At 70.4% G+C, this 24070-nt stretch carries 19 protein-coding genes; 8 read left to right on the forward strand and 11 right to left on the reverse strand.

From position 1 onward, the window contains the following. Positions 1-209 precede the first annotated feature (209 nt). From ACQP2T_RS03560 to ACQP2T_RS03575, 4 genes are all read left to right on the forward strand, one after another. Positions 210-3785: a hypothetical protein gene (locus ACQP2T_RS03560; RefSeq protein WP_433514760.1), complete on the forward strand. Its 3576-nt coding sequence runs from the start codon at positions 210-212 to the stop codon at positions 3783-3785. Between the two features lie 44 nt (positions 3786-3829). Then, positions 3830-4480 carry a hypothetical protein gene (locus ACQP2T_RS03565; protein ID WP_433514761.1) on the forward strand — a complete coding sequence of 217 codons (651 nt, stop codon included), beginning with the start codon at positions 3830-3832 and terminating at the stop codon, positions 4478-4480. Continuing rightward, positions 4480-7155 (forward strand): NACHT domain-containing protein, encoded by a 2676-nt coding sequence (locus tag ACQP2T_RS03570; RefSeq protein WP_433514762.1) that lies wholly within the window; start codon positions 4480-4482, stop codon positions 7153-7155. Before ACQP2T_RS03565 ends, ACQP2T_RS03570 begins: the two co-directional genes overlap by 1 nt. Before the next feature lie 126 nt (positions 7156-7281). After that, entirely contained in the window at positions 7282-7749 is a 468-nt protein-coding gene (locus ACQP2T_RS03575; protein ID WP_433514763.1) for a hypothetical protein, read from the forward strand. 2 nt (positions 7750-7751) lie between these two features. On the opposite strand, the gene ACQP2T_RS03580 is transcribed toward ACQP2T_RS03575, so the two are convergent. Next, positions 7752-9137 (reverse strand): serine hydrolase domain-containing protein, encoded by a 1386-nt coding sequence (locus ACQP2T_RS03580; RefSeq protein ID WP_433514764.1) that lies wholly within the window; start codon positions 9135-9137, stop codon positions 7752-7754. 6 nt (positions 9138-9143) lie between these two features. Beyond that, positions 9144-9401, reverse strand: a complete 258-nt coding sequence (locus ACQP2T_RS03585) for a hypothetical protein (protein ID WP_433514765.1) — start codon at positions 9399-9401, stop codon at positions 9144-9146. A 225-nt stretch (positions 9402-9626) separates the two neighbouring features. On the opposite strand from ACQP2T_RS03585, the gene ACQP2T_RS03590 reads away from it, so the two are divergent. Next, on the forward strand, positions 9627-10544 hold the full coding sequence (locus tag ACQP2T_RS03590) for a MarR family transcriptional regulator (protein ID WP_433514766.1): 918 nt from the start codon (positions 9627-9629) through the stop codon (positions 10542-10544). Between the two features lie 157 nt (positions 10545-10701). Beyond that, the gene (locus ACQP2T_RS03595) at positions 10702-11112 is read left to right on the forward strand and encodes a hypothetical protein (RefSeq protein ID WP_433514767.1); all 411 of its coding nucleotides are present in this window, start codon (positions 10702-10704) and stop codon (positions 11110-11112) included. 54 nt (positions 11113-11166) lie between these two features. On the opposite strand, the gene ACQP2T_RS03600 is transcribed toward ACQP2T_RS03595, so the two are convergent. Continuing rightward, on the reverse strand, positions 11167-12093 hold the full coding sequence (locus ACQP2T_RS03600) for an RNA polymerase sigma-70 factor (RefSeq protein WP_433514768.1): 927 nt from the start codon (positions 12091-12093) through the stop codon (positions 11167-11169). 222 nt (positions 12094-12315) lie between these two features. On the opposite strand from ACQP2T_RS03600, the gene ACQP2T_RS03605 reads away from it, so the two are divergent. Next, the gene (locus ACQP2T_RS03605; RefSeq protein ID WP_433514769.1) at positions 12316-13071 is read left to right on the forward strand and encodes an SDR family oxidoreductase; all 756 of its coding nucleotides are present in this window, start codon (positions 12316-12318) and stop codon (positions 13069-13071) included. Between the two features lie 164 nt (positions 13072-13235). Here the strand turns inward: ACQP2T_RS03605 and ACQP2T_RS03610 are convergent, their stop codons facing one another. From ACQP2T_RS03610 to ACQP2T_RS03620, 3 genes are all read right to left on the reverse strand, one after another. Further along, the gene (locus ACQP2T_RS03610) at positions 13236-14453 is read right to left on the reverse strand and encodes a glycosyltransferase (protein ID WP_433514770.1); all 1218 of its coding nucleotides are present in this window, start codon (positions 14451-14453) and stop codon (positions 13236-13238) included. A gap of 99 nt (positions 14454-14552) precedes the next feature. Then, the gene (locus ACQP2T_RS03615) at positions 14553-14816 is read right to left on the reverse strand and encodes a GlsB/YeaQ/YmgE family stress response membrane protein (RefSeq protein ID WP_433514771.1); all 264 of its coding nucleotides are present in this window, start codon (positions 14814-14816) and stop codon (positions 14553-14555) included. 57 nt (positions 14817-14873) lie between these two features. Beyond that, positions 14874-15797, reverse strand: coding sequence for a hypothetical protein (locus tag ACQP2T_RS03620; protein ID WP_433514772.1), 924 nt, complete (start codon positions 15795-15797; stop codon positions 14874-14876). A 316-nt stretch (positions 15798-16113) separates the two neighbouring features. Here ACQP2T_RS03620 and ACQP2T_RS03625 point away from each other — a divergent pair, with 316 nt between their 5' ends. Then, positions 16114-18036 carry a BTAD domain-containing putative transcriptional regulator gene (locus ACQP2T_RS03625; RefSeq protein WP_433514773.1) on the forward strand — a complete coding sequence of 641 codons (1923 nt, stop codon included), beginning with the start codon at positions 16114-16116 and terminating at the stop codon, positions 18034-18036. 41 nt (positions 18037-18077) lie between these two features. Here the strand turns inward: ACQP2T_RS03625 and ACQP2T_RS03630 are convergent, their stop codons facing one another. The 5 genes from ACQP2T_RS03630 to ACQP2T_RS03650 form a co-directional block, all read right to left on the reverse strand. Then, the gene (locus tag ACQP2T_RS03630) at positions 18078-20882 is read right to left on the reverse strand and encodes an AfsR/SARP family transcriptional regulator (protein WP_433514774.1); all 2805 of its coding nucleotides are present in this window, start codon (positions 20880-20882) and stop codon (positions 18078-18080) included. A 98-nt stretch (positions 20883-20980) separates the two neighbouring features. Continuing rightward, complete coding sequence (locus ACQP2T_RS03635) at positions 20981-21394, reverse strand: hypothetical protein (protein WP_433514775.1); 414 nt, start codon at positions 21392-21394, stop codon at positions 20981-20983. Positions 21395-21464: 70 nt separating this feature from the next. After that, the gene (locus ACQP2T_RS03640; RefSeq protein WP_433514776.1) at positions 21465-21719 is read right to left on the reverse strand and encodes a GlsB/YeaQ/YmgE family stress response membrane protein; all 255 of its coding nucleotides are present in this window, start codon (positions 21717-21719) and stop codon (positions 21465-21467) included. 174 nt (positions 21720-21893) lie between these two features. Next, positions 21894-23186, reverse strand: coding sequence for an MmgE/PrpD family protein (locus ACQP2T_RS03645; protein ID WP_433514777.1), 1293 nt, complete (start codon positions 23184-23186; stop codon positions 21894-21896). Positions 23187-23229: 43 nt separating this feature from the next. Then, positions 23230-24069: a polysaccharide deacetylase family protein gene (locus tag ACQP2T_RS03650; RefSeq protein ID WP_433514778.1), complete on the reverse strand. Its 840-nt coding sequence runs from the start codon at positions 24067-24069 to the stop codon at positions 23230-23232. Position 24070 lies beyond the last annotated feature (1 nt).

Genomic DNA, 24070 nt, shown 5'->3' on the forward strand with positions numbered 1-24070 from the left:
GTTTTCTCTCGCCGCCCTGGTCGGCGAGATCCCCAAGTACATCGAAAGCGCTTTCCAGCTGTTCCCGCCACTGTTGGACGAAAGCGGACGGAATCGGACGGCCTTGAGACGGATGAGACGATCGCGACCTGCGGTTATCTCTCTGGCTCGGCCGCGACTGGTTTGAATGCAATTGATGAGCATCGCCGCAATTAGCCAGAATGAAGGCCATGAGCGACGGGGACGAGGGCGGCAACCGCCAAGCCCAGGTGCTGTCACCGTCCGACGACGGGGGCGAGGTATGCCCCTACCAAGGACTTGTGCCGTTCGAGAGGGAGAAGACCGAGTTCTTCTTCGGCCGCGCGCGGGCCACGCACAGCCTCGTCGACCGCCTGGGCGCGCGCCTGGACGGGCACGGGACCGTCCTGCTGGTCTCGGGTGCCTCGGGTGTGGGCAAGTCGTCGCTGTTGCGGGCGGGGCTGCTGCCGGCGCTGGCCCAGGAGATGCTGCCGGGCTCGCGGCATTGGCCGCGCCTGCTCATCACACCGACCTCGACGCCGCTGCTGGCGCTGGCCGAAGAGTGGGCGAAGGCGTTCGGCGAGCACATCGAAACGGTGTACGAGCAGCTGCGCGACGATCCAGGACGGATGGCGCCTCTCCCGGCGGACGGCCGTCTCATCCTGGTGGTCGATCAGTTCGAGGAACTGTTCACTCTGGTGAGCGACGAGCAGGAGCGCCAGGCGTTCGTCAGCGCGCTGCACGCCCTGGCCGAAGGCCCACGGGGCGCCGGAGTGATCGTCGGTGTCCGCGCGGACTACTGGGACCGCTGCGCGGCCTATCCGCAGTTGGCCGAGGCCATCCAGGACGGCCAGGTCATCGTCGAGCCGATGTCGGAGTCGGACCTCCGGCTGGCCATCACCGGTCCCGCGGCCGCCGTGGGCCTGGAGATCGAGCCCGGTCTGGTGGAGACCATCCTCGGCGAGTTACGCGTCGACCAGGCCGCCGGGGACGGCTACGAGGCCGGTGCCCTGCCCCTGCTCTCGCAGGCGCTGCGCAACACCTGGGAGAGACGTGAGCACGGTCGGCTGACCGTCCGGGGGTACGAGGAGTCCGGCAGGGTCCGCGATTCCGTACAGCGCACGGCCGACGAGATCCTCGACCGGCTGTCGGCGGAGGACCGCAAGACCGCCCTCAGACTCTTCCGGCGCATGACACTGATCACCGCGGGCGGGCGGGTGGCCCGGCGCAGGGCGACGCTGACCGAGATCCACGCCGCCGCGTCGGCGCTGTCGGCGGATCGGCGCGGCCAGGTGACGGCGCTGCTGTCCGCGTTCGCCGACCAGCGCCTGCTCACCCTGTACGAGGACGCCGTCGAGATCGCCCATGACGCGCTCCTGATCGCCTGGCCGACCCTGCGCCAGTGGCTCGAACCCGACTTCACCGCGCAGACGGTGTACGACAGCCTCATCGACGACGCCGCCCAATGGCGCGAGCACCACCGCGACCCCGCCTTCCTCTACCGGGGCGCCCGGCTGCTGGCGGTTCAGGACAGCCGGCACCGCTGGGACCGCGACCCTGACAGCTTTCCGCCACCCGGCCCGGCCGCCGAGGGCTTCGTCGCGGCATCGACGCGGGCGGCACGACGTACCGGCCGCCGTCGCCGGTTGGTCATGGCCGGTCTCGCGGTGCTGTCGGCCCTCGCTCTCATCGCGGCCGGCGCCGCCGTCAACGCCGCGAACGAGGCCGAGGTGCAACGCGGGGTGGCGCTCTCCCGGCAGATAGCGGCGCAGAGCGAGATCACCGGCGACGTCCCCCTGTCCTCGCTGCTGGCCGTGGCGGCGTGGCGGATCGCCGACACCGACGAGGCCCGCAACCGCGTGCTGGTCGCGGCGACGCGTACCGGCCGGGGGACCCTCACCGGGCACACGAGAGGCGTCACGGACCTGGCGTTCAGCCCCGACGGCTCGTTCATCGTGACCGGAAGCGACGACGGTACCGCGCGGTTCTGGGACGTGGCGAGGCGGCGGCAGCTCGGCGCCCCGATCACCCGGCCGAAGTACGAGTGCTCAGCCGTCAAGCTGGCCCTGAGCCCCGATGGGCGTACGCTGGCCACGGCATGTCTCGACACCGTCCGGTTCTACGACGTGGCCACCCGTCGCGACCTGGGCGCCCCGCTGGATCACGAGGAGGTCGTGTCGGCGCTCGCGTACAACCCGGACGGGAAGACCCTCGTGACCGGCGACTTCAGAGGCGTCGTCCGGCAGTGGGACGCGACCACGCACCGTCCGTACGGGACGCCCATGGGCCGCGCCGACAACGGACCGGACCTCGCGTCCATCGTCAGGGCGGTGGCGTTCAGCCCGGACGGAAAGACCCTGGCCGTCGCGAGCAGGATGACCGCGCAGCTCTGGGACACCGCCATGTCCCGCCGGATCGGCGGCCCGCTCGCCGGGCACACCGAGAACGTCATGAATCTCACCGTCAGCCCGGACGGCACTACCCTCGCGACCGTGAGCTGGGACCATACCGCCCGGCTGTGGAACATGGCCACACGGAAGCAGACGGGTGCGCTCAGGGACCGTAATACCGGTTTCAACGCGATCGCCTTCAGCCCGGACGGCACCCGGATCGCCACCGCCGGAGCCACCGGCCGTACCGTCCTGTGGGACAGGGCCAGCCGCCAGCAGCTGACCGCGCTCGCCGACAATGGCAGCGGTGTCCAGCGCGTGGCGTTCAGCCCGGACGGGAAGATGCTCGCCGCCGCCGGCGACGACGCCGTGATACGGCTGGCCGACCCCCAGATCCACCTGCAGGTCGGGACCTCGATCCCCGCTCAGGCGGCCGTCGCGCTGAGCCCCGACGGACGGATCCTGGCCACCGGCGTGGCCGACGAGATGGACCCCGCGATCCAGCTGTGGGACGTGGCCACCCAGCGTCGTCTCGGCCCGCCGCTGCGCCCCCAGGGCGCGCGCCGTTCCGTGTCCATGATCGAATTCACCCGCGACGGGCGGACGCTCCTGACGTCCAGCTCGGACGGCCTGCGGCTCTGGGACGTCGCGAGCCGCCGCGAGATCGCCCATGAGGCGACGCTCAAGGGCGTGGCCAGGCTCAGCCCGGACGGCAGGTACGTCGCCGTTCAGCAGGACAAGGCCGTCGCGTTCTGGGACGTCGCGAGCCGCCGGGAGAGTGGGCCGCGCATCAGCGTCCCCGACCACACCGACGTCATCACGGCGATGGCGATCACTCCCGACGGCTCGACCCTGGCGACCACGGGCTTCGACAACCAGGTACGGCTCTTCGACGTGGCCACCCGCCGCCAGATCGCGGGCTCGCCGCCCGCGGCCAACGGCGGGTTCGTCAACGACCTGGCGTTCAGCCCCGACGGGCGGACGCTGGCACTCACGGCCGCCGACTCCAGCGTCCGGTTCTGGGACGTGGCGCGGCACCGCACACTCGGCATCGCCCTGATCGCCGAGGACGGCGCGATCAACACGTTCGCATTCAGCCCGGACGGACAGATCCTCGCCACCGGCTCCGCCGACGTGGTGCGGCTGTGGGACGTACGGAGCCACCGGCAGCTCAGCACCCCGTTGACCGGCCACACCCGCGGCGTGACCTCGATCGCCTACAGCCGGGACGGGACGACCATCGCCACGGTGGCCGGTGACGGGACCGCGCGGCTGTGGAATGTCCGCCTGCCCGCCGACCCGGTGGCCGCGGCGTGCGCCAACGCGGGCCGCACCCTCACCAGCGACGAATGGGCGAGCTACGTACGGGGGGAGGCGTACCGGCAGACGTGTCCATGACCCAGGGGAATCCCACTGGAATCCACCACGGAGAGAGAGCGAGCATGTTCCTGCGAGGCTTCCGGCGACGGACGGGCAAGCCCGTCCCGGAACTGGCCGCGTTGTTCCGCTCGATCGTCACAGAAGGCCGGGACTTCCACCCGATGGCCTCCGACTTCCTGGAACACTTCATGGACGGCGCCGGTGCCTCCAGGACGATGTCGCTGCGCTGGCTGCGCTCGTTCAAAGTGATCAAGAAGGCCGAGCGCAAGAACCAGAACCGGTTCGAGCGGCAGCTCGTACGAGAGGCGAAAGTGTTGCGCGACGGCGCGTCGACCTGGCTGCACGACTACTGGGACGCCCGGATCAACGCGTTCATCGGCACGGAGCTCTTCTACGTCAGCCGGATGAGCCTGCTGCGCTCGCAGGGCTCGTTCGTCCTGACCCGGGCCGGGCTGGAGGTGCGGATGTCGGGCACGGTCCGCCATCACTGGTTCGATCCCTATGACTGGGACCGCGGCCGATGGGTCTACATCCCCCGGCACGGGTTCGTGCCCATCGCGGTCGGCCGGGAGCTGGTGGAGTCCGACGAGGCGCGCGACTTCCTGATGGAGTCACGACATGTCCAGACGTTGGCGGGCACCTATGTGGACGGCCGATGGCCCCGGCGCGGCAGCGCGAGGTTCGAGTGGTCGCTGGTGAGGACGAAGCACTGATGGCCGCCGACCACCCCCGTCCACCTGATCCCACCGAGGCCGGCAGCGCCGCGGACTTCGTCCGGTCGCTGGCCCGGCTCAAACGGTGGGCGGGCGAGCCGTCGCTGAGCAGGCTGCGCTCTCTCGGCGGCCAGACGGTGACCTCGGACGGAACCACGATCGACGCGTTGCCCAAGAGCACGACCTCGCATGTGCTCCGGCAGACCGACAGGCTGCCGCGGTGGGACTTCGTGAAGGCGTTCGTCACCGCCTGCTTCCGTTACTGCGACTATCCGGCCGAGCTGATCCCCGGCGAGCTCGAACGCTGGCGGGTGGCCAGGACCTCCTTGGCCGGGCCGGTCCCTCGTACACCGCCCGCCTCGGATATGGAGCGGCGGACGTCGCCGACGATCGAGCCGCAGGCGGTGGACCCGGCGGAGGCGATGGCGGCGGAGGTGTCCGCGGCGGTCGCGGCGGAGGCGATGGCGGCGGAGGCGTTCGCGATGGTCGCGGCGGAGGCGGTCGCGGCGGTCTCGGTGGGCGGCGTCCAGATCGCGGCGACCGACGCGGAGACGACCGACCGTCCCGGGCGCGACCACGCCGCCGAGCTCCTGGCGCGGCGAGTGGCCCGGGAGGAGGACAGGGCACGTAAGGGGCTGCTCGGCGGTTACACCATCGCACCGGTCTCCTTCGGACCGTACGAGGACCCGATCCACCTGGACGACGCCGGCGGCGAGATGAAGGATGGCCCGCGGTCGATCGGCCGCTTCTTCACCGACCTGAACCCGCGGCGCCTGCTGATCGTGGGCGAGTCGGGAGCGGGCAAGACGGTGCTCGCCATAGAGTTGGTGCTGCAACTGCTGGAGCCCTTCCTGACCGGCGGCGAACTCCCCGGCCACCCACAGATGGTCCCGGTACGCCTGGACGCCGCCCGATGGACCTTGGGCAGCCCGTTCGAACCATGGCTGGCCGAACAACTGGCGCACGACTTCGGACTCACGGCCAAGGACGCGGAGCGGCTGGTACGCGACCGCCAGGTGCTGCCGGTGCTGGACGGGCTCGACGAGCTGGACCCCGAGCCGTCCATGGGACCGCCACGCCGGGCGATCGGCCTGCTGACCGAGCTCAACCGCTACAGCGACCTCTCCGGCCGGCGGCCGGGCGCGGTCGTCGTGACCTGCCGGGCCGCCCGCCACACCGAGCTGTCCCTGGTCCGCGCCGGGCTCGACAACGCCACCCGGATCCATCTGTACGACCTGACCATCGAGCAGATCAACGCCTACCTGCGCACCCGCTGGCCCGACGGCCATCCCTGCGACATCCACCGCGACGGCCTGCACGCCGCGCTGTCCGGACCATCCGGGAGGGCCGTGCACGCCGCCCTGGCCACGCCGTGGCGCCTGCTGCTGACCGTGACCGCGGTGGAGTCCGGCGCCGATCCGGACGAACTGCTCCGCGTCGACCAGGACCCCGACACGCGTTCGGCGGCCGCGCGGATCGCCCGCAGGCTGCTCGGCGCGTACGTCCCGGCGGCGACCGCATTGGCGCCACGCGCCGCCCACGGCACTCCCTACCGTCCTGAACAGGTGCGGTCCTGGCTGGAGAACCTGGCCGCCCACCTGCGGTGGCAGGCCGCCCGAACCACCGAGAAGGATCGGCCGCCGCCCGGCATGACGCCGATCGACCTCGTTCCGCACCTGCTGTGGCCGATCGGCGGCCAGCGCCGGGTACGGGCGGTGCACTGCCTGTGCTGTGTGATCTTCGCCGTCGTCGCCATGCTGGCGTTCTGGGCGGGGTCGGCGGTCGACCGGCCCGGTGACCCGCGCGACTGGCTCGGAGAGGGGCTCACCTTGTCGCTCATGGCGGGCTGGGTGGTCATCGCCACCGGCCTGTCGATGTCGCAGTGGCCGACCGCCGCCGGTGGGCGGGCCAACGTCCCCCGGCGGCGACGGGTGATCGGCGGCCTGTTCGGCGCCCTGGCGGGCGGCCCGGTCGGTGCGCTCTGCGGCCTGACCGGGCTCGTGCTGACCGAAGGCAGGGTCTTCGGCCCCGTCTTCGCCATCGCGGCGGGGGCGGCCGGGGGCGCGGTGTTCGGCGCGGTCATCGGATTGACCGCCGCCGCCCGGCAGGGCGAGCGCATGACCATATCCGAGGCGATCCGCGCCGAGCCGGTCACCCTGCTGGGCTTCGGACTGTGCGGCGCTCTGACCGGCCTGCCGCCGCTGCGCCTGGCCGGCGCCGGTCCGGTGGCACTGACCGCGGAGATCATCGGGGCCTTCGCTCTAGCCTTCGCGCTCGGGGTGCTCTTCAAGATCACCACTGGTGGCTGGAGCGAGGACGCGGAGCTGGCCCACCCGCGAGAGGCCCTGCACCGCAACCCGATGATCGGAGTGGCCTTCGGGCTCACCGGAGGTGTCGCGGCCTTCCTGGTGTTCGTCATGAACCAGGGCGTCGTGCAGTCACTGGCCTGCGCGCTCATCGGCGGGGTGACCTTCGGCCTCGCCTTCGGCGCGGTCGCCTGGTCCCGCACCATGATCGGGTTGATCATCGCGGCCGCGCGCGGGGTGCTTCCGTTACGGCTGTGGACCTTCCTCGACTGGGCCTGCGAGGCACGGCTGCTGCGCGTCAGCGGCGCCACGTACCAATTCCGGCACCGCGAACTCCAGGACTTCCTGACCCCGCCCGAGCCCGACTGACCCACCCGAGACTTCCTGACCCCGTCCGAGATCGGCGGCCCCGTCGGCGGCCGGCGCGACGTAGGGTCCAGGACAGCAGCCACTTCACGGCCGACCGCGTCGGTCCTGGCGGAGATGGGAGCCATCATGACCGTCACTCCGGCGCAGCTGCGCGCCCTCGCGAGTCGCGCCGAGGCGCTCACCGCGGAGGTACGCGCGCTCTGCGGCACCGCCCTGAACGGATCACCGGAACGCGAGCACCTGGCCGGCGCGTGGCAGGCCGCGGACCAGCTGGCCCGAGGCGCCGAGGATCTCCAGCAGGCGGCCGCGGACCTGGCCAGGCTCCAGGACCAGCCGTGCGGCCTGCCGTGGGGCGTCTGCCCCGAGCACGGCAACACCCTGTCCGCCAGCGGGGGCGTCTCCACGTGCCGGGTGTGCCGTCGCTCCTGGACCGGCGACCTGCTCGGCCAGCCGTGCCGGGAGCCAAGGACGTGGAAGGTGATCGACCGGGCCGGGACGGAGACGAGGATGTGCGACGGGCACGTTCTCGGCGCCCGCGCCGCCGCCGCGGGCGCCACCTTCATCCGCCTCGACGAGGCGGCCGCGCAGATGTGACGCTATCGCCGGGCTCGTGGATTCACCCGGCAATTGGTGTGGAGATACTGGGCGGCGCCGTTCTTGAAGTCGTAGATCGCGACGGTCTGGGTGTCTTCCAGGGGATCGTCGGAAGGCATCAAGAAGTGCGTGTCACTTACCGGGAGCAGCTCGTACGTGATGCGTTCTGGTTTGCCGAGGAAGCTCGCGTGCATGGGGTTCAGGGCGAAGGTGAGCGAGAGTTTTCCGTCCTTGGCCGCGACCTCGTAGTGGGTGCCGAGCCGCCCGTACGTGCCCTCGTACCTGGACAGGTCGAGGTTCAGCGAGGGATCGGGTTTCGGCAGCTCCGGGATCGTGACCGCGCCGAGCTCGGCCAGGATGACGTTGAACACCTTCTTGTAGAAACTGTCTCGCGGTCCCACGTTGGCCAGCATCGAAATGGCGAGATTCGAGTCCGGGAGAATGCGCAGCCGGGCGTTCTGGCCGACGGTGCTGCCGTCGTGGGCGTAGACGGTCTCGCCGTGCCAGTCGCACACGATGAGCCCGAGGGCCCACTCCGGGCCGTACATATAGGGGTCGGGAATGGGGACGCGAGATTCCATCATCTCGCGGATGATCCCGGGTGCGGCGATGCGGGTGCCGTTCGGCGCCTTTCCCTCGTTGAGGAAGACGTGCGCCATCGTGAGCACTTCCCGCGCTGTCGAGTTCACGTTCCCGCCGGGGCCGTAGGAACGCGGCAGATGCTCCACCGGTGAAACGATGGGGCCCTCGTCGACGGACCGGATGATGTGGCTCGTCGCGGCCCGGCTCGGGTCCACTTGCTCGTGCCGGCTGGTCGTGGAGGTCAATCCCAGAGGGTCGAAGAGACGATCCCGCATGATGTCGTCCCACTTCTTCCCGTCGATCACCTCCATGATTCGGGCGAGGATCGCGTAACCCAGGGCCGCGCTGTAGCCATGGGTGTATCCGAGGGGGTGAACCTGGGGCGCGTCGGCGATGTCCGCGACCATGCGCTCATATACGTCGTCGTCCTCGCCGGGGTCGCCGAAGTCCTCCTCGATGCCGTTCGTGTGGTTCAGGAGGTGGCGGGGCGTGACCTTGGCGCTCACCTCCGGGTCGGCGACCCGGAAATCAGGAAGGTACGTCCGCACCGGCTCGTCCAGGCCGACTTTTCCCTCATCGACGAGCCGCATGAAGGCGAGAGCGGTCCATGTCTTGGACAGCGAACCGCACTGGTAAATGGTGTCGGTCGTCGCGGGTTCTCGCGCCGACAACTCCTTGACGCCCAAGGCGAAGTCGGTGATCTCCCCGTCCTGGAGAATGCCGATCGCGACACTCGGGACCTGGTATTCGGCGAGGAGCTCGGCCGTCCGAGCCTTGATCCGTGTGATGTCCAGCTCTTTCGCCATCGGGGCCTACTTCGGGAGGCCGACCGCGTTGGCGGCGTCGGCCTCGAAGTATTCGGTGGTGGCGAAGGAGCCGGCGTACTCCTCGAAGAAGCCCTTAACGCCGTCGATCGAGTCGTGCACGATGACGTTCACCGCCTTGGTCCCGTCGGTGCTCGACACCGCCAGGGTCCACTTCGCCCCCTTCGGCAGCTTGCCGTGCGCCTTCTTCAGTGAGCCCCAGAATCTGTCCCCGTCGGAGATCGTGGAAACCGCTATTACATGCATGCTCGTGTCCTCTCCCGAATGTTTCCGAATGAACAAAGGCTACGTTGCATTCGATTTATGGTCAACGCTTGATGAAGTCAGTAATCGCATTGACCTGCGCATATGGTGGATAATCGTTGCAACAGCCTTGTGGGGAAATGCAATACCACCCAGCCTGTCGTTGCAATGTCCTGTCGGTGAAAGCACACTGGACCCTGCGGACCGTTCACGACAGGAGAGGCGCCGATGCCCGGAGGCAGGCTGACCCATCAGGATCGTCGGCGGATCGCGACCTGGCTGGCTGAAGGGCTGGGCTACGCCGAGATCGCCAGGCGGCTCGGCAGGCCGACCTCCACGATCAGCCGCGAGGTGGCGCGCAACAGCACGTTCGGCGACTACCTGCCGGACCGCGCCCAGCAGGTCGCCGTGCAGCGCGCCCGCCGGGCCAGACCGGCCCAGGCGGCGGAGCCGCCCGAGGGGCTGCCGGCCGAGGCGGCGCGCGGCTTCGTGGATCAGTTCGCGGCCCTGCTGGCCGCGATCGGCCTGCCACGGATGGCCGCCCGGGTGTTCGTCTGCCTGCTCACCTCCGACGGTGGGAGCCTCACGGCCGCCGAGCTCGTACGCCTGCTGCAGGTCAGCCCGGCGTCGGTGTCCAAGGCCATCGGCTACCTGGAGGCCATGGACCTGGTCGGGCGCGGTCCGGATCCCGGCGGGCGCCGCGAACGCTACGTCATCGACGACGACACCTGGCTCCGGGCGTGGCGAACCGACACCGGAGCGCACGCCGAACTCGCGCGGGCCGCGCAGCGCGGAGTCGCCCTCTTCGGCGCCGGCTCGCCCGCCGGGACCCGGCTGGGCCAGATGGGACAGTTCTTCGACTGGCTCAGTGGCGAGATGAGCGGCAGCCGCCTGACCGACACCGTCAGGGGCGATGCGCTGACGGTGCTCGCCGCGCTGGTGCACGCCGCTCGGCCGCTCACCGTGGACGAACTGGTCAGGGCGTTGGGACTGCCTGCGGACCGGGTCGCCGACGCCCTGGCCGCGATCGAGGAGCACCCGGTCATCGCCGACCCGCTCACGTTGCTGCGCACGGAGCCCGGCACGTACACCGTCACCACCAGATCGGACCGCCTGAGCCCGGCGCAACGCGCGGCGCTCGTGTGACGGCCAGGAGATCATCTTTACCGTGTCGCAGCGTCACTCTCTGTATCGAAAAACTACAGTGAGTGCTGGCTATGGATCGGGCGGAAGATCATCGTCTGGCCTGATGAGCAGCCCTGTGCCCGTACTGTCAGTCCCTTTTCTCGAAAAGAGAACCAGCATGCCGCGCATCAAGAAGACCGCTATGGCCGTTGCCGTGACCCTGACCTCCTGTGTCGGTGCGCTCGGCGCCTTCGCCGTCCCGGCACTGGCCGATCTCGGCGGTGCCTCCGGTCCGGGTGTCCGCGCCGCCGCCATCGTCAACGCCAACGGCTTCGTCGTCCGCTCCAAGGGCGTCACCGGGGTCCGCAAGATCGCCACCGGCCAGTACTGCATCCGGCTCGATGCCGACATCAACGCCGCCAACACCGTCCCGGTCGCCACCACCCAGTGGACGGGCTCGCCGTGGGACTCCAGCATCTTCGTCCGTCCCGACGGCAACATCGTCTGCGGGGACGCCCGCGACATCTTCGTCGGCACCGGCAGCGCGTCCGGCGCCCGCGACACCGGCTTCCACGTGATCATCCCCTGACCGAAACCGTCCTCGAGCGGCCGACCGGTTCGCCGCCCGGGCGAACCGGTCCCCTTACGGCGGGGCGGACACGGCGGTGATCTTGGCCGGGTTCATCATCCACAGCACCTGGTCGATGCCCTGCTCCGAGGCGTTGACCGTGAGGACGGCGAACACCGCTCCGTCGCGGCTCAGCAGCGCGGCGCTCTGCCCGTTCGCGCTCGTATACGCCACCTCGACCCCGACCCAGAAGTGGCTCGCGAACGCCCTGTGGAACTTCGCCACCCGCGACGCCCCCACCACGGGGAAGCGGGAGACGCGCGGGGCTCCGCCGCCGTCGGAGTAGCTGATCACGTCCAGGGCCAAAAGCTCTTCCAGCGCCGTCAGGTCGCCGACGCGGGCGGCGGCGACGAAGGCCGTCAGCAGCTTGCGTTGTTCGGCTTTGGCCACAGGCGTACGTCGTTCGACGAGCACATGCTTGCGCGCCCTGCTGACCAGCTGCCGTACGGCCGGCTCGTTGAGCCGGATGATGTCGGCGATCTGCCGGTAGGGGTAGTCGAAGGCCTCGCGCAGCACGTATGCCGCCCGTTCGGTGGGCGTGAGCCGCTCCAGGAGCAACAGCACCGCGAGCTCCAGAGCCTCACCGCGCTCGGCGCCGAGGTGCGGATCGGCACTGGTGTCGACGGGTTCGGGCAGCCACGGGCCGACGTAGGTCTCCCGGCGGACGCGCGCGGACCGGGCGACATTGAGGGCCAGCCGGGTGATCATCGTCGCCAGGAACGCGGCCGGATTGTCCACCGTGGCACGGTCGTACGCCTGCCAGCGCAGCCAGACGTCCTGCACCAGGTCCTCGGCCTCGGTGGCGCTCCCCAGCATCCGGTACGCGATCCCGAACAGGCGCGGCCGCACGCCGTCGAAGACCACCGCGGCCTGCTCAAGCTCCTCCGGATCGCCCGATTCGGTGCCCGCCACTCCCATCGCCCCCGCCGAGACCTTTCGCACCGGGATGTGTCTCCACCGACCGTACTCTCCGCTCCACCTGGCCTGATGAACCGCCCCACGGTAATGAAGTCCTTGCCGGTCGGCGTGGGCGAGAAGAGACAGCGCAGGGAAGGAGGGCCCTGGGAAAGATTCGCCGGGGCTGTCACAGGCCGAGAGGCTGCCCTGTCTTAGCTCGCGGACCGGCCGGCACACAGGTGCCCCCGGCGGGCAGGAAGGCTCATCATGAAGATCGTGGTAATCGGCGGGACCGGCCTGATCGGGTCGAAGCTCGTGACGAAGCTGAGAGAACACGGCCACGATGCGGTGGCGGCCTCACCGAACACCGGCGTCAACACGCTCACCGGCGAAGGTCTGGACGAGGTGCTGACCGACGCGGCCGTGGTGATCGACGTGTCGAACTCGCCGTCGTTCGAGCGGGCCGCGGTGATGGAGTTCTTCGAGACCTCCACCCGCAACCTGCTCGCCGCCGAGGCGGCGGCCGGGGTCGACCACCACGTCGCGCTGTCGGTCGTGGGCACCGAGCGGATGCCGGACAACGGCTACTTCGCCGCGAAGATCGCCCAGGAGCAGCTGATCGAGAAGTCGGGGATCCCGTTCTCGATCGTGCACGCGACGCAGTTCTTCGAGTTCGTCCGCGGCATCGCCGACGAGGCCACGGACGGCGACCAGGTACGGATCGCGCCCGTGCTGTTCCAGCCCATGGCGGGCGAAGACGTCGCCGAGGCGGTCGGCCGGGTCGCGGTGGGCTCGCCGCTGAACCGCCGGGTCGAGGTGGCCGGGCCGGAGCAGTCGCGGATGGATGAGTTCTTCCGCGACGCCCTGGCCGCTTGGGGCGACCCGCGTACGGTGGTCACCGACCCGCACGCGCGCTACTTCGGCACCGAGCCGGGCGAGCGGACGCTGGTCCCCGCCGACGGCGCCAGCCTCGGCCGAATCCGCTACCGCGACTGGCTGAGCCAGAACGCCGCCGGTAAGTAGTGCACTGATCAGGCGGGCAGGCCGGTGTCCGGGTCGTAGAGGTCATCGGTGGACAGCTTGTCCTGGCCCAGGTGGGCGCGCATGTCGGCGGCGATGCTCAGAATGCGTTCGGCCGCCGGGCGGTGAACGCGCCGTCCTGGCGGAGCGCCCGATCGCCGCGCGGCCTACGAAGGCGGAGCCACCAGCTCGGAGATCGACTCCAGTGCGTCGAAGCGGGTGAACTCCTCGCGGAGCTCCCGTGCGCGGGTGCGGTAGGAGGGCGTCGAGAGAACCGCGTCCACGGCCGTACGGACCGCGGCGGCGTCGGGTTGTCCGGTGCCCAGGTCGACGCCCGTGCCGCTCCACTCCACCCGGGCGGCGATCAGCGGCTTGTCCTCGGTGGCGCCCGCGACGACGAGGGGGACAGCGTGCCGGAGGGCGGCGTGCACTCCGCCGTAGCCGCCGTTGGTGACCAGGACGTCGGCGTGGGGCAGCAGCAGGTCGAAGGGGATGAAGTCGGCCAGCCGCGCGTTGTCCGGAACGTTTCCCATGATGGCCCGTACCTCCTCGGCGCCGCTTGGGCGCGCGGTGGCCGCGACGACGAGGGCATCGGAGTCGGCGAGGGCGCGCACCGTGGGGATCACCAGCTCTTCCAGGTTCACGTTCGCGAACGTCCCCTGGGTGGTCACCACGACCGGGCGCCCGTCCGAGAGCTCCTTCCACCACGACGGCCGCTCGAAGGGTCCGACAGGCGGCGACGGTAGCGGGCCGACGAAGCGGAAGGAGCTCGGCAGGTCGTCACGAGGGAATTCGAACCCCGGGACGGTCAGCTGCAGGAAGTGGTCAGGGGCGGTCATCAGGCTGGTGAGCACGAAGCCAGGAAGGGTGACCCCGATCGACTCGAACACCTTCTCCATGTACTGCTGCGCGTCCTCGTGCAGCTCCGGCATCCATCCGGTCGCCGGAAACGGCGGTGAGATGCCCACGGCCACGCTGATCGGACGGGTGCCCGGCTCCGACGCCATGGAGAGCGGCAGGGCCCCCACGAACAGGTTGTCGGTGATCACCGCTGTGGCTGGGAAGTCGGCCAGCAGACTGCGCAGCGCCGCATATTGCGCCGGAATCGGGTCACCGAAGATGTGCTTGACGTCGAATCCGAGCTGGGCCGGGCCGGGGGAAAACAGGTTCCGCTCGGGAAACTCCTGGTCCATGTACCGTTCGTCGTAATCGGCCTCTTCGGGGAGCGCTGTGAAGAACGCGCCGACGGCCTCCGTCCGGTCCTTGAACCTCGCTCCGGTGAGTACGGTCACCTCATGACCACGCCTGACCAGATCGGCGGCGATGGTGAGAAGGGGCGCCACATGCCCGTGTACGGGCGTGGCGGCAACAAGGATCTTTGACAAAGTGCTCTCCGCTAATGGAATGGGGCAACAGCCGGGTGATGCTGGCGCGGGCCGGTCGTCGCCGGAGCATCGAGCTCCGGCGACGGCCGCCTCCGTGCCTTAGGACCTGCTCTTCTTGCTGCCGGACATGTTCGAGACGACGGCCACGCAGCCGACGGCCAGGAGGAGCTGCACCACGAGCACCAGCCAAGCCTTGTCGGTGAAGCCGAGCAGGTAGGCGATCCCGGTGCCGACGGCGGCGGCGACGGTACCCGCGGCGATGGTGGCGAACCAGCCGATTTCCTGACGTCCGGGCAGGATGAGCCGGCCCAGGCCGCCGGCGATGGCCCCGGAGATCACGCAGCCGATCAAGAAATAGAGCATGTCCTTCTCCTTGTATGTGTGTTTCGCGAGAATGCGTAAGCGGATGGAGCTCGGCTATTAACCGTTCTGCGGCGGTGCGTCCTGCTTTGCGAGGTCGCCGCAGGTGAAGCCGTCGTGGCGCTCGGGATCGAGCTGGATCCGGCTGAGGTTGGTGGTCTCCATCGGCCGTCGGAAGGTCTCGAGCTTGTCGCAGTCGTACAGGACGTACGTGCCGTCGCTCTCGCCGAGCAGCATCATCCAGCGGCCGTCGTAGAGCGTCTTGTCGTCCTCGGCGCTCTTCAGCACCGTCCACTGGTCCTGGAAGCCGACATAGCCCAGCAGGTCGTTGGCCTGCCCGGTCTCCTGAACCTCGATCGCGCCCTGGATGAGAGCCAGGATGAGCAGGAAACCCAGCCCGATCCCGGTCAGGCCACCGGCGATCACCTTCGTTCCGGCGCGGCCGACCGGCTTGCGCCGCAGCAGCCGGAACGGGATCAGGAAGGCCAGCACGCCCAGCCCCACCGCGATGACGACCATGACGAACAGGTCCAGGTCGCCGACGAGATTGAAGACGCCCCAGTACGTCGCCCCGCACCACAACGCCGCGATCGTGGCGACGATCCAGGGCCGCTCCCTGATCCTCTGGAAGAGCCTGCTCGCCAGGCCGCCGGTCATCTTGTCGATCAGCCAGCCCAGGCCGACGAGGACGCCGAGCAGCGGGATGGCGACCAGTAAGAGAAGGACCAGGGTGCTCATCATCCGGCCGAGCAGGACCGACTGGTCGACGCCGACCTGCTGCGGATTGACGCCGAAGACGGCGTACATCTGCTCGACGCCGATGTAGAGGACCGCGTAGAGCGCGACCGCCACCGGTACGACGACGGAACCGATGCGTTCGAGCATGTCCAGGACGCCGCTCCCGCTCTCCTGCTCCGCGGGAGTGTCGTTCTCCGGAACTACGGGAATGTACGGATGTTCCGGCGATATCGGATGACTCGACATGGCGCACAACCGTAGAGAGCACCCGCATGCGGAACATTGAGGGCGCATATACGCGGGTGGTCGCCGTGGTGTTCGACGACCCTGGGCACGCCAGGGACCCTTTCACATTCCAGTCAGTTCTTACGCACAACGCCTGCCTAGGATTTGCCGGTGTTCTGGCGAGGCGCCCTGCCTGACCGCGACCGCTACTCACGCGTCGCGCGAACGGCAAGGGCTTCGCGGGGGGAGGTCACGGGACCTGCGGGACACCACCGCCCAGGTCGGCGCCGTGGAGACGAGGTCGCGTGATGGAGTTCGGGGCGGAGGATGATCGTTCATGGGTACAGGGCTGCGGTTCGCCCTGCTGGGGCCGGTCCGGGGGTGGAGTGGCGAAACGGAACTCGACCTCGGCGCACCCCAGCAGCGGGCGGTGCTCGCGTTCCTGCTGTTGCGCGAGGGCGAGGTGGCCTCGATCGACGAGGTCGTGGACGCGCTGTGGGGTGAGCGGGCGCCGGGCAGCGCGCGGCCCATCGTGCGTACCTATATATGCCGATTACGCCGCGCCATGTCGTCCGCCGAGGATGACGAACGGGTGATCAGGTCGCTCAGCGGCGGCTACGCCATGTCCACCGGCACGGTCTCCGTGGACTGGGACTCCTTCCGCGCGCAGGTGCGCGAGGCGCAGGCCATGAGCGCGCAGGGGAGCACCGCCGAGGCGGCCGACCTGCTGCGGAACGCCTTGCGGCTGTGGAAGGGCACACCCCTGGGCGGAACCGGCGGCAACTACATCGACCAGGAGCGGATGCGCCTGGTGCAACGCAGAGTCGCGGTGCTGGAGGAACAGCTGGCCCTCGACCTCGAACTCGACCGGCACGCCGAGGCGAGCGAGGAGCTGGCCGCGGCCGTCGCCGCCGACCCCATGCGGGAGCGGCTGCGCGAGCTGCAGATGATCGCCCTGTACCGGTCGGGACGGCAAGCCGAGGCGCTGTCCGCGTACGACGATGTGCGGCGGTTGCTCTCCACGGAACTCGGCATCGACCCGGGCGCCGGCCTGCGCGATCTGTATGTACGCATCCTGCGCGCGGATCCCGCGCTGGCCGCACCGGCACAACGCCCGGCACAGGCACAGGCACAGGCACAACGCCCGGCACAGGCATCGCGCCCGGCTCCGGCCCTGCCGGCCGAGCGCCCGCCCGCCCAGTTGCCCGCCGCGCCGCCCGGCTTCGTGGGCAGGGACGCGGAGCTGGCCGGCATCCACGACGCGCTCAGCCCCGATGGATGGACGCCCGTCGTGGCGATCACCGGTCTCGGCGGTGTGGGCAAGAGCGCGCTGGCCGTCCAGGCCGCGCACGCGCTGCGGGACCAGTTCCCGGACGGCCAGGTCTACGCGAACCTCGGGGCGTCGAGCGGCCGACCGGCGAACCCCGCCACGGTGCTGGGCTCCCTGCTGCGTTCCTTCGGCGTGCCGGAGGGGCGGCTGCCCGGCCGTCTTGAGGAACGGGCGGCATTGTGGCGAACCGTCCTGTCCGATCGGCGGGTGCTGATCCTGCTGGACGACGCGAGCAAGGCGGATCAGGTACGTAGCCTGCTGCCGGCGGCGCCAGGCTGTGCCGCGATCGTCACCACGTGGCGGCACATGATCGACCTGCCCGGCGTGCGCTGGATCAGGCTCGACGCCCTGCCCGCAGGCGACGCACTGGAGATGCTGGCCCGGCTGGCCGGCCACCGCCGGGTCCTTGAGGAGCGACAGGAGGCCGTCGAGCTGGTCGAGCTGTGCTCGCACCATCCACTGGCCGTACGCGTGGCCGCCGACCTGCTGCAGGCCAGACCGCACTGGACCGTACGGCAGATTCGGCTCCAACTGGACGATGAGCTGTACCGGCCTGTGGGCGGGAACGACGGCTGCGCGCTGATCGAGGCCCCCTTGCTTCTGGCGCAGAGCCGGCTCGGCGTGCGGCAGGCGACGGCCTTCCGGCTCGCCGCGCTCCCCGACTACGGCGAGCTGACGGCGGAGTCGGCCGCGGCGCTGCTCGACCTGCCGCGGCCGCAGGCGCATCGGCTTCTGGAGTCCCTGGTCGACGCGCACCTGCTGCTCGCCGGGCCGCGCGGAACGTATGCCTACCCCCGGCTGGTCAAGGCGTTCGCACGCCGACAGGCATGGGCGCGCGAGGGTGGCGAGCGGTGCGACGCCGCGTTGGGCAGGCTGCTGCGCTTCCACTCGCAGCGTCCCGCCGCCACGGTGGCGTTGCCCATGGCCTGATCGCCTCCGTGCCCCCTGAGCGGTACCAGCGCGGGCGGCCATCACCGGTGGGAGCCGAGTTTGGCGGTGATGGCCGCCCTGGCTGCGGTCCGGGAGTCGTACAGGCGATCAAGGGCCGCCCGCCAGCTCGCGCGGGCGGCCTCGTCGTCACCGACGGCGTGCAGGGCATCGCCGAGCCGATCCAGGACCAGAGCATCGTGGTCACGACCGTGCCATCCGTGGCCATCTTCGTCGCCCAGCGCCAACGACCTGCGATAGCTGTCGATGGCGGCACGGTGCTCACCCAGACTGTGCTGCGCCCAGCCGATGGTGTAGAGCACGAAGCTCTGGCCGACCGCGTTGCCGATCGCGGTGTGCAGGACCAGTGCCCGTTGGCTGTGTTCCAGGCCCGTGCGATGCTCGCCCAACCGGATGAGCACCCAGCCCACCGCGTTCAGGGCGCCCGCCTCCTCGAAGGACGTCGCCCCGTCCTGCCGGGACAGTTCGAGTGACCGCCGCGCGTGGCGCAGCGCCTCCGGGTAACGGCCCTGCTTGTCGAACAGCCGGGTCAGTTCGAGGTGCGCGAAGGCCTGTCCCTTCACATCCCGCAGCTCGGCGAACAGCCTCAGAGCATGCCCGTAGTTCTCGTGCGCCTCTACGGGCAGTTCGGCGCGGGTACACGCCGACGCCAGAGCGTGCAGGGCGTGGGCATGCATGGACGCGTCGCCCAGCTCGGCCGTGGCCCGCACCGCGATCCGCGCCAACGCCAGCGCGCTCTCCGCAGGCCGTAACAGAATCAGGTAGGTATGCGCCGACCAGGCAAGATGCGCGACATGGTGGTCGAGCCCGAGCCGGGCGGCGTACTCGACAGTGGCGAGGATGACGCTCTCCTCGACGCCGAACCAGGCCAGCGCCTCGGTCGCGTCGGCAATCCGCTCCGGGGTGACGCCGTCGCGCGGCTCAGGCAGGGGAATCATGTTCTGGCCCGGCTTGATCAGCTCCGAACAGCGGTGGGCGGTACGCAGGTAGTGGTCCAGGTGCCGGTGCAGGGCCGTCGCCAGATCGCCGTCCGCGTCCTCATCCGTCGCCATCTCGGCGGCGTACGCGCGGAGCAGGTCATGGAACAGGTAGCGGCCCGGGACGTGCTCGGTCAGCAGATGGGCTTCGGTGAGCTCCGCCAGCAGGCGGCGCACGCGCTCCAGGCTCACACCGGCCAGTCCGGCCGCGGCCCACTCGCCGATGTCAGGTCCGGGCGCGGCGCCGAGCAGCCGGAACAGCCGGGCGGCCTCTGGGGTGAGCGCGTGATAGGACCAGGAGAACACCGCGCGGGGAGCGGCGGTCGCGTCGAAACCGGTGTAGGCGTCCAGGCTGCCGCGCTCCCGGCGCAGCTCCGCCGCGATGGACGCCAGCGTGAAGGCGGGATAGGTCAGGGCATGGGCGGTGACAATGGCCAGCGCGAGCGGCAGACCACCGCACAGGGCGAGGATCTGCGCGGCCGCGTCAGGCTCCGCGTTCACCCGCGCCGCGCCCAGTCGCGCGCGCAGCAGGTCTCCCGCCTCGTACGCGGGCAGCGGGCCCACGGTCATCGCATGGGTGTCATCAACGAGTCCGCCGAGCCGGTCGCGGCTGGTCACGATGACCAGGCAGCCGGCGGCGGCCGACAGCAGCGGGCGTAACTGCTCGGTGTCCCGGGCGTTGTCCAGCAGCAGGAGCATCGGCCGTCCGGTGACTCGGTCACGGAACAGGGCCGCCCGCGCTTCCACGGTGGCCGGGATCTCATCCGCGGCCACGCCGATGCCGGTCAGCAGGAAGCCCAGCGCCTTCCCTGGGCTCATCGCCTGTTCGCTGGGGTGGAAGCCACGCAGATTCAGGTACAGCTGCCCCTCGGCGTAGTGGTGGGCGACCTGATGCGCCCAGCGCACGGCCAGGGCGGTCTTGCCGACGCCGCCCATGCCGCGGATGACCATGACCCCTGCCGTTCCGGGCCCGAGCACTGGCATCCGCGCCAATTCCGCGCGCCGCCCCGCGAAGACCGGCGGATCCGCGGGCAACTGCGCGGGCCTGGTCTCGGCCGCGTGTTCCCACAGTCCAGGCGCGGAGGGTGGCACCTCGGGGGCTCTTCCAACGGTCGGCCGGTCGAGCAACTCCGCTCCGGCCGCCGTCAGTTCGGGGCCGGGGTCGATGCCCAGATTCTCGGCCAGCCGCGCGCGTACCCGCTGATAGACCTCAAGGGCCTCGGCCTGACGGCCGGTCGCGGCCAGCAGTTGAACCAGCCGGGCCTGCAGCAGCTCATCCAGCGGCTCCCGCGCGGCAGCCGCCCGCGCGGCCGGCAGCATCGGCGCCGGCAGGCCGGCGGCCAGCGCGTAATGGGTGGCCTCGCCCACCACCGCCGCGAACTCCCGGTTCAGCGTGACGAACACCGGCCGGGCGCGGACCACGGGCATGATGCCGCTACCCGCGGCTCCCCGCCACAGCCCCAGTGCCAGCAGGTAGTGCTCCACCGCTTCGGCGGGCCGACCCTCGGCGACGGCCGCGCGGGCCCGCACCACATACTCCCTGAACCGGAGGAGGTCCGAGCTGTTCGCATCCACGGCGAGCTGATAGCTCCCCGCCGCGCGCAGCAGCCACCGGCCCGCCTCACGTGATCCCAGGTTCGGCTCCAGCGTCCGGCGGAGCGTCCCGACATTCCTGTACACGACGTTGAGCGCGGTCCGCGGCGGGTCCTGCCCCCACAGCCCGTCGACCAGGTCCTCGACACCGACCGGCTGTCCCCCGGCGGCCAGCAGCAAGGCCAGCAGCGCATGCTGCTGCGGCGCGCCCGGACTGACCTCGCGCTCGTCCCTCAGCACACGCAGCGGACCCAGCACGCCGAACCACATCCGCCGGTGCAGGACAGGTCACCACCTCACGCATGACGTGCTCTTCCACTGCGCAACCGAGAGTACGCCGACCGAGACCAGGCGGTTCAGACGCAGAGGGCGTTGACCTTGTCGAGCGCGGTTTTCATGCTCGTACGGACCTCCTCCAGTTTGGCCTTGGCGGCGTCCGCGTCGCTGGGGTCGATCTGGGCGCCCGTGAAGACGTCGGCCATGCCGTTCAAGGCGGTCGCGAGATCCCCATCAGCCTTGCCCGCCAGGTCCTTCACCTTGGCGCCCACGTCGGCGTTCAACTTGTTCATGGCCGCGGCGTCGCCCGCCGCGGCCTGCACCTGCGTGGTGTAGTCCTGATAGACCTTGAAAGTCTCCGCGCACGTGTCGGCGTTTCCGCTGCCGCAGGCGCTGACGCAGGTGGCGAGCACGACGGAAGCCGCGGCGGCGGCGAACGTTCGGCGGGACGGTACGCGGAACGACGGTACGCGGAACGACGGTACACGGAACATGGACTGCCCTTCTTGGTCGGAGAACCGTCACTCGCCCGAGGAGGCGGACAGGAAATGCGAGGGGGCGACTTCACGCACCGGTCTTGTCGCTCGCGACGACCCTCAGGGAGACGACCCCCAGGAAGGAGACGGCGAGGACGACCTGCAGAGCGAGCACGAGCCACGCTTTGTCCATGAAATCCAGGACGTAGGCGATCCCCGCGGCGGTGACACCGCAGGAGATCGTGGCCGTCCCCCCGGCGCGCCGGCGGCCCGGCACGAGCAGCCGGGCGAGGCAGCCGATGAGCGCTCCCGCGAGTACGGAGCCGATCAGGAACATGACCACATCGACCCCCCTCGACCTGCCTTGACGATTGACTTCGATCGTAGAAGTACCACCGTCGACGGAAGATTGACGCCGCGCATACGAGGAGACGCCCGGGCGTTCACGGCAGAGCAGTCCTCCCGGTGCCCCGAGCGGTCCCGCCGGCCAACGACCAGCGGGCCATCAGACGGGAGATCAGGACAGGAGAGGGAGAAGGTCCCGCGCGTCCTGCTGGGTGTCGAGGGTCATGACCTGATCCACCAGGCGCTCCCGGCCCGGTGCGAGGCCGTGGAACTTGGCGAGCAGCCGCTCGTCGGAGAGCGGGTTGGTGGGGGTACCGAGGGGATCGTTCACCCTGGCCCGCCGGACGGCGCCGGAGGTCGTGGTGACGGTCAGGGTCGGCTCGTCGATGCCGCCCATCTCCGGGTCCACCTCCAGGTCGATGAGGTTCATGAGCTCGGCGGCCCGAGGGTCGCTTCGCCGTTCGGGGGCGTAGGCGGCCAGGTCGGCGTCGCCGTACAGGACTCTGGCCGCGATGCCGTACGGCAGGCTCAGCTGCGCGCGGGAGAGGGTGGCGACGTCGCGGCCGCCGCACATGTCGGCCACGAGCGGGCTCAGGCGGACGTGGATGCGGGCGATCTCGCCTACGTGCAGGTCCAGGCCGCCGATCGCGTCGATGGCGGAGTGGGTGCTGCGGCAGGAGGCGTACGGCTTGATGGAGCAGCGCGAGATCCGCCACACCGTGCCGAGGTCGCGGGTCAGCGCGCCGGGGTCGGCGTCGGCGCCCGCGTAAGTCCGCAGGAAGCCGCCCCATACGTCGTCGAAGATCCGGCCGGGGCCCCTCGTGCCGGACGCGGCCAGCAGCGCGGCGGTCAGGCCGCCCTCGGCGGCGCGGCCCGCGTGCAGCCGCTTGCTCGCCGCGCCGTCGTGCACGAAGGCCCACAGGCCGCCGGAGAAGCTGGCCGCCAGCCCCAGCGCGTGGGCGGCCCGCTCGCTGTCCAACCCCAGCAGCCGCGCGCTCGCCGCCGCCGCGCCGAACGTGCCGCAGGTGCCCGTCGAGTGCCAGCCGGCCTCGTTGTGCGCGGCGTAACCGCCACACGCCTCCAGCGCGCGGCGCGCCACGTCGTACCCCAGGACGACCGCCTCCAGCAGCTCGGCGCCGCTGACCGGGCGATCGGCGAGGCTGAGGCAGGCCAGCGCGGCGGGCACCACCACGGCCCCCGAATGATCGCAGCCGCCGGTGTCGTCGAGTTCGAGCGCGTGCGCCGCGACGCCGTTGAGCAGCGCCGCGTCGCGCGGCGCCACGGTCAGCCCGGTCCCCCAGACGGGTGCGGACCCGGGACCGGCCAGGCCGGGAGCGGGGGTGGCGGCTCCGGCCAGGGCGGCGCCCAGCGTGTCGAGGAGGTGCCGCTTGGCCCGCTCGACCACGTCGGACGGCAGTGGCGGGGGCTTGGCGACGAGGTCGGCGAGCGGGAGAAGTGGAGTCATCAAGGCAGCTCCGCGATGAGGCCGGCGAGCGGGAGGAGTGATGTCACGAGGTCAGCTCCGCGAAGACGTCGGCGGGGTGGCCGGGTTCGTTGCCCGTACGGGTGGCGCGCCAGTGGTCGGCCACCTCGCTGCCGGTCGCGAACCACACGCCGGGCCGCTCACGCATGGTCGACAGCAGCGAGCGCAGCAGACCGATGCGGCCGGGTGTGCCGATCACCTCGGGCTGCAGGCGCAGCACGTAGCAGAGGCCGAAGCGGTGGTAGGCGTCGAACTCCTGGGTCCAGTTCTCCAGCACGGCGGCGTAGGGGGCGATGCGTGACTGCCCGGTGGGGAAGGGCGGGTCGAGGTTGAACATGAAGTAGGGGTGATCCTCCAGCTCGTGGTGGAGCGGGATCTCCACCAGGCCGGCGGGGTGGAAGTACGGCAGGTCATCGCCCCGCCACGAGGACGACCAGTCGATGCCGAGCGCGGGCAGCTCGGCCGCGAGCCCCGGCTTCCATTCGCCGATCGGCGTGCGGAAGCCGCGCGAGAGCGAGCCGGTCACCTCGGCCAGCGCGTCCTGGCCGCGCCTGATCGCGTCGAGCTGCCCGGCGAGGTCGAGCGGGTCGAAGTCCTCGTGCGCGTGGCCGTGGTTGGCGATCTCGTGGCCGGCCTGCCCTACCTCGCGGATCAGCCCGGCGTGCAGGCCGGGCACGAACCACGTCGACGGCACCCCGTCCAGCGCTCCGAGCAGCCGCTCGACGCCGCGCGTCGCGCCGTACTGTCCGACGGACAGGGTCTTGACGCGGTCGCGGGTGCTCGGGTCGGCGGCCAGGATCGCCAGCTCGGCGTCGAGATCGACGGTGATCAGTACGGCGCAGCGCGCGTCATCCGGCCAGGTCATG

Source organism: Nonomuraea sp. CA-143628, assembly GCF_050942315.1.
Taxonomy (GTDB): Bacteria; Actinomycetota; Actinomycetes; order Streptosporangiales; family Streptosporangiaceae; genus Nonomuraea.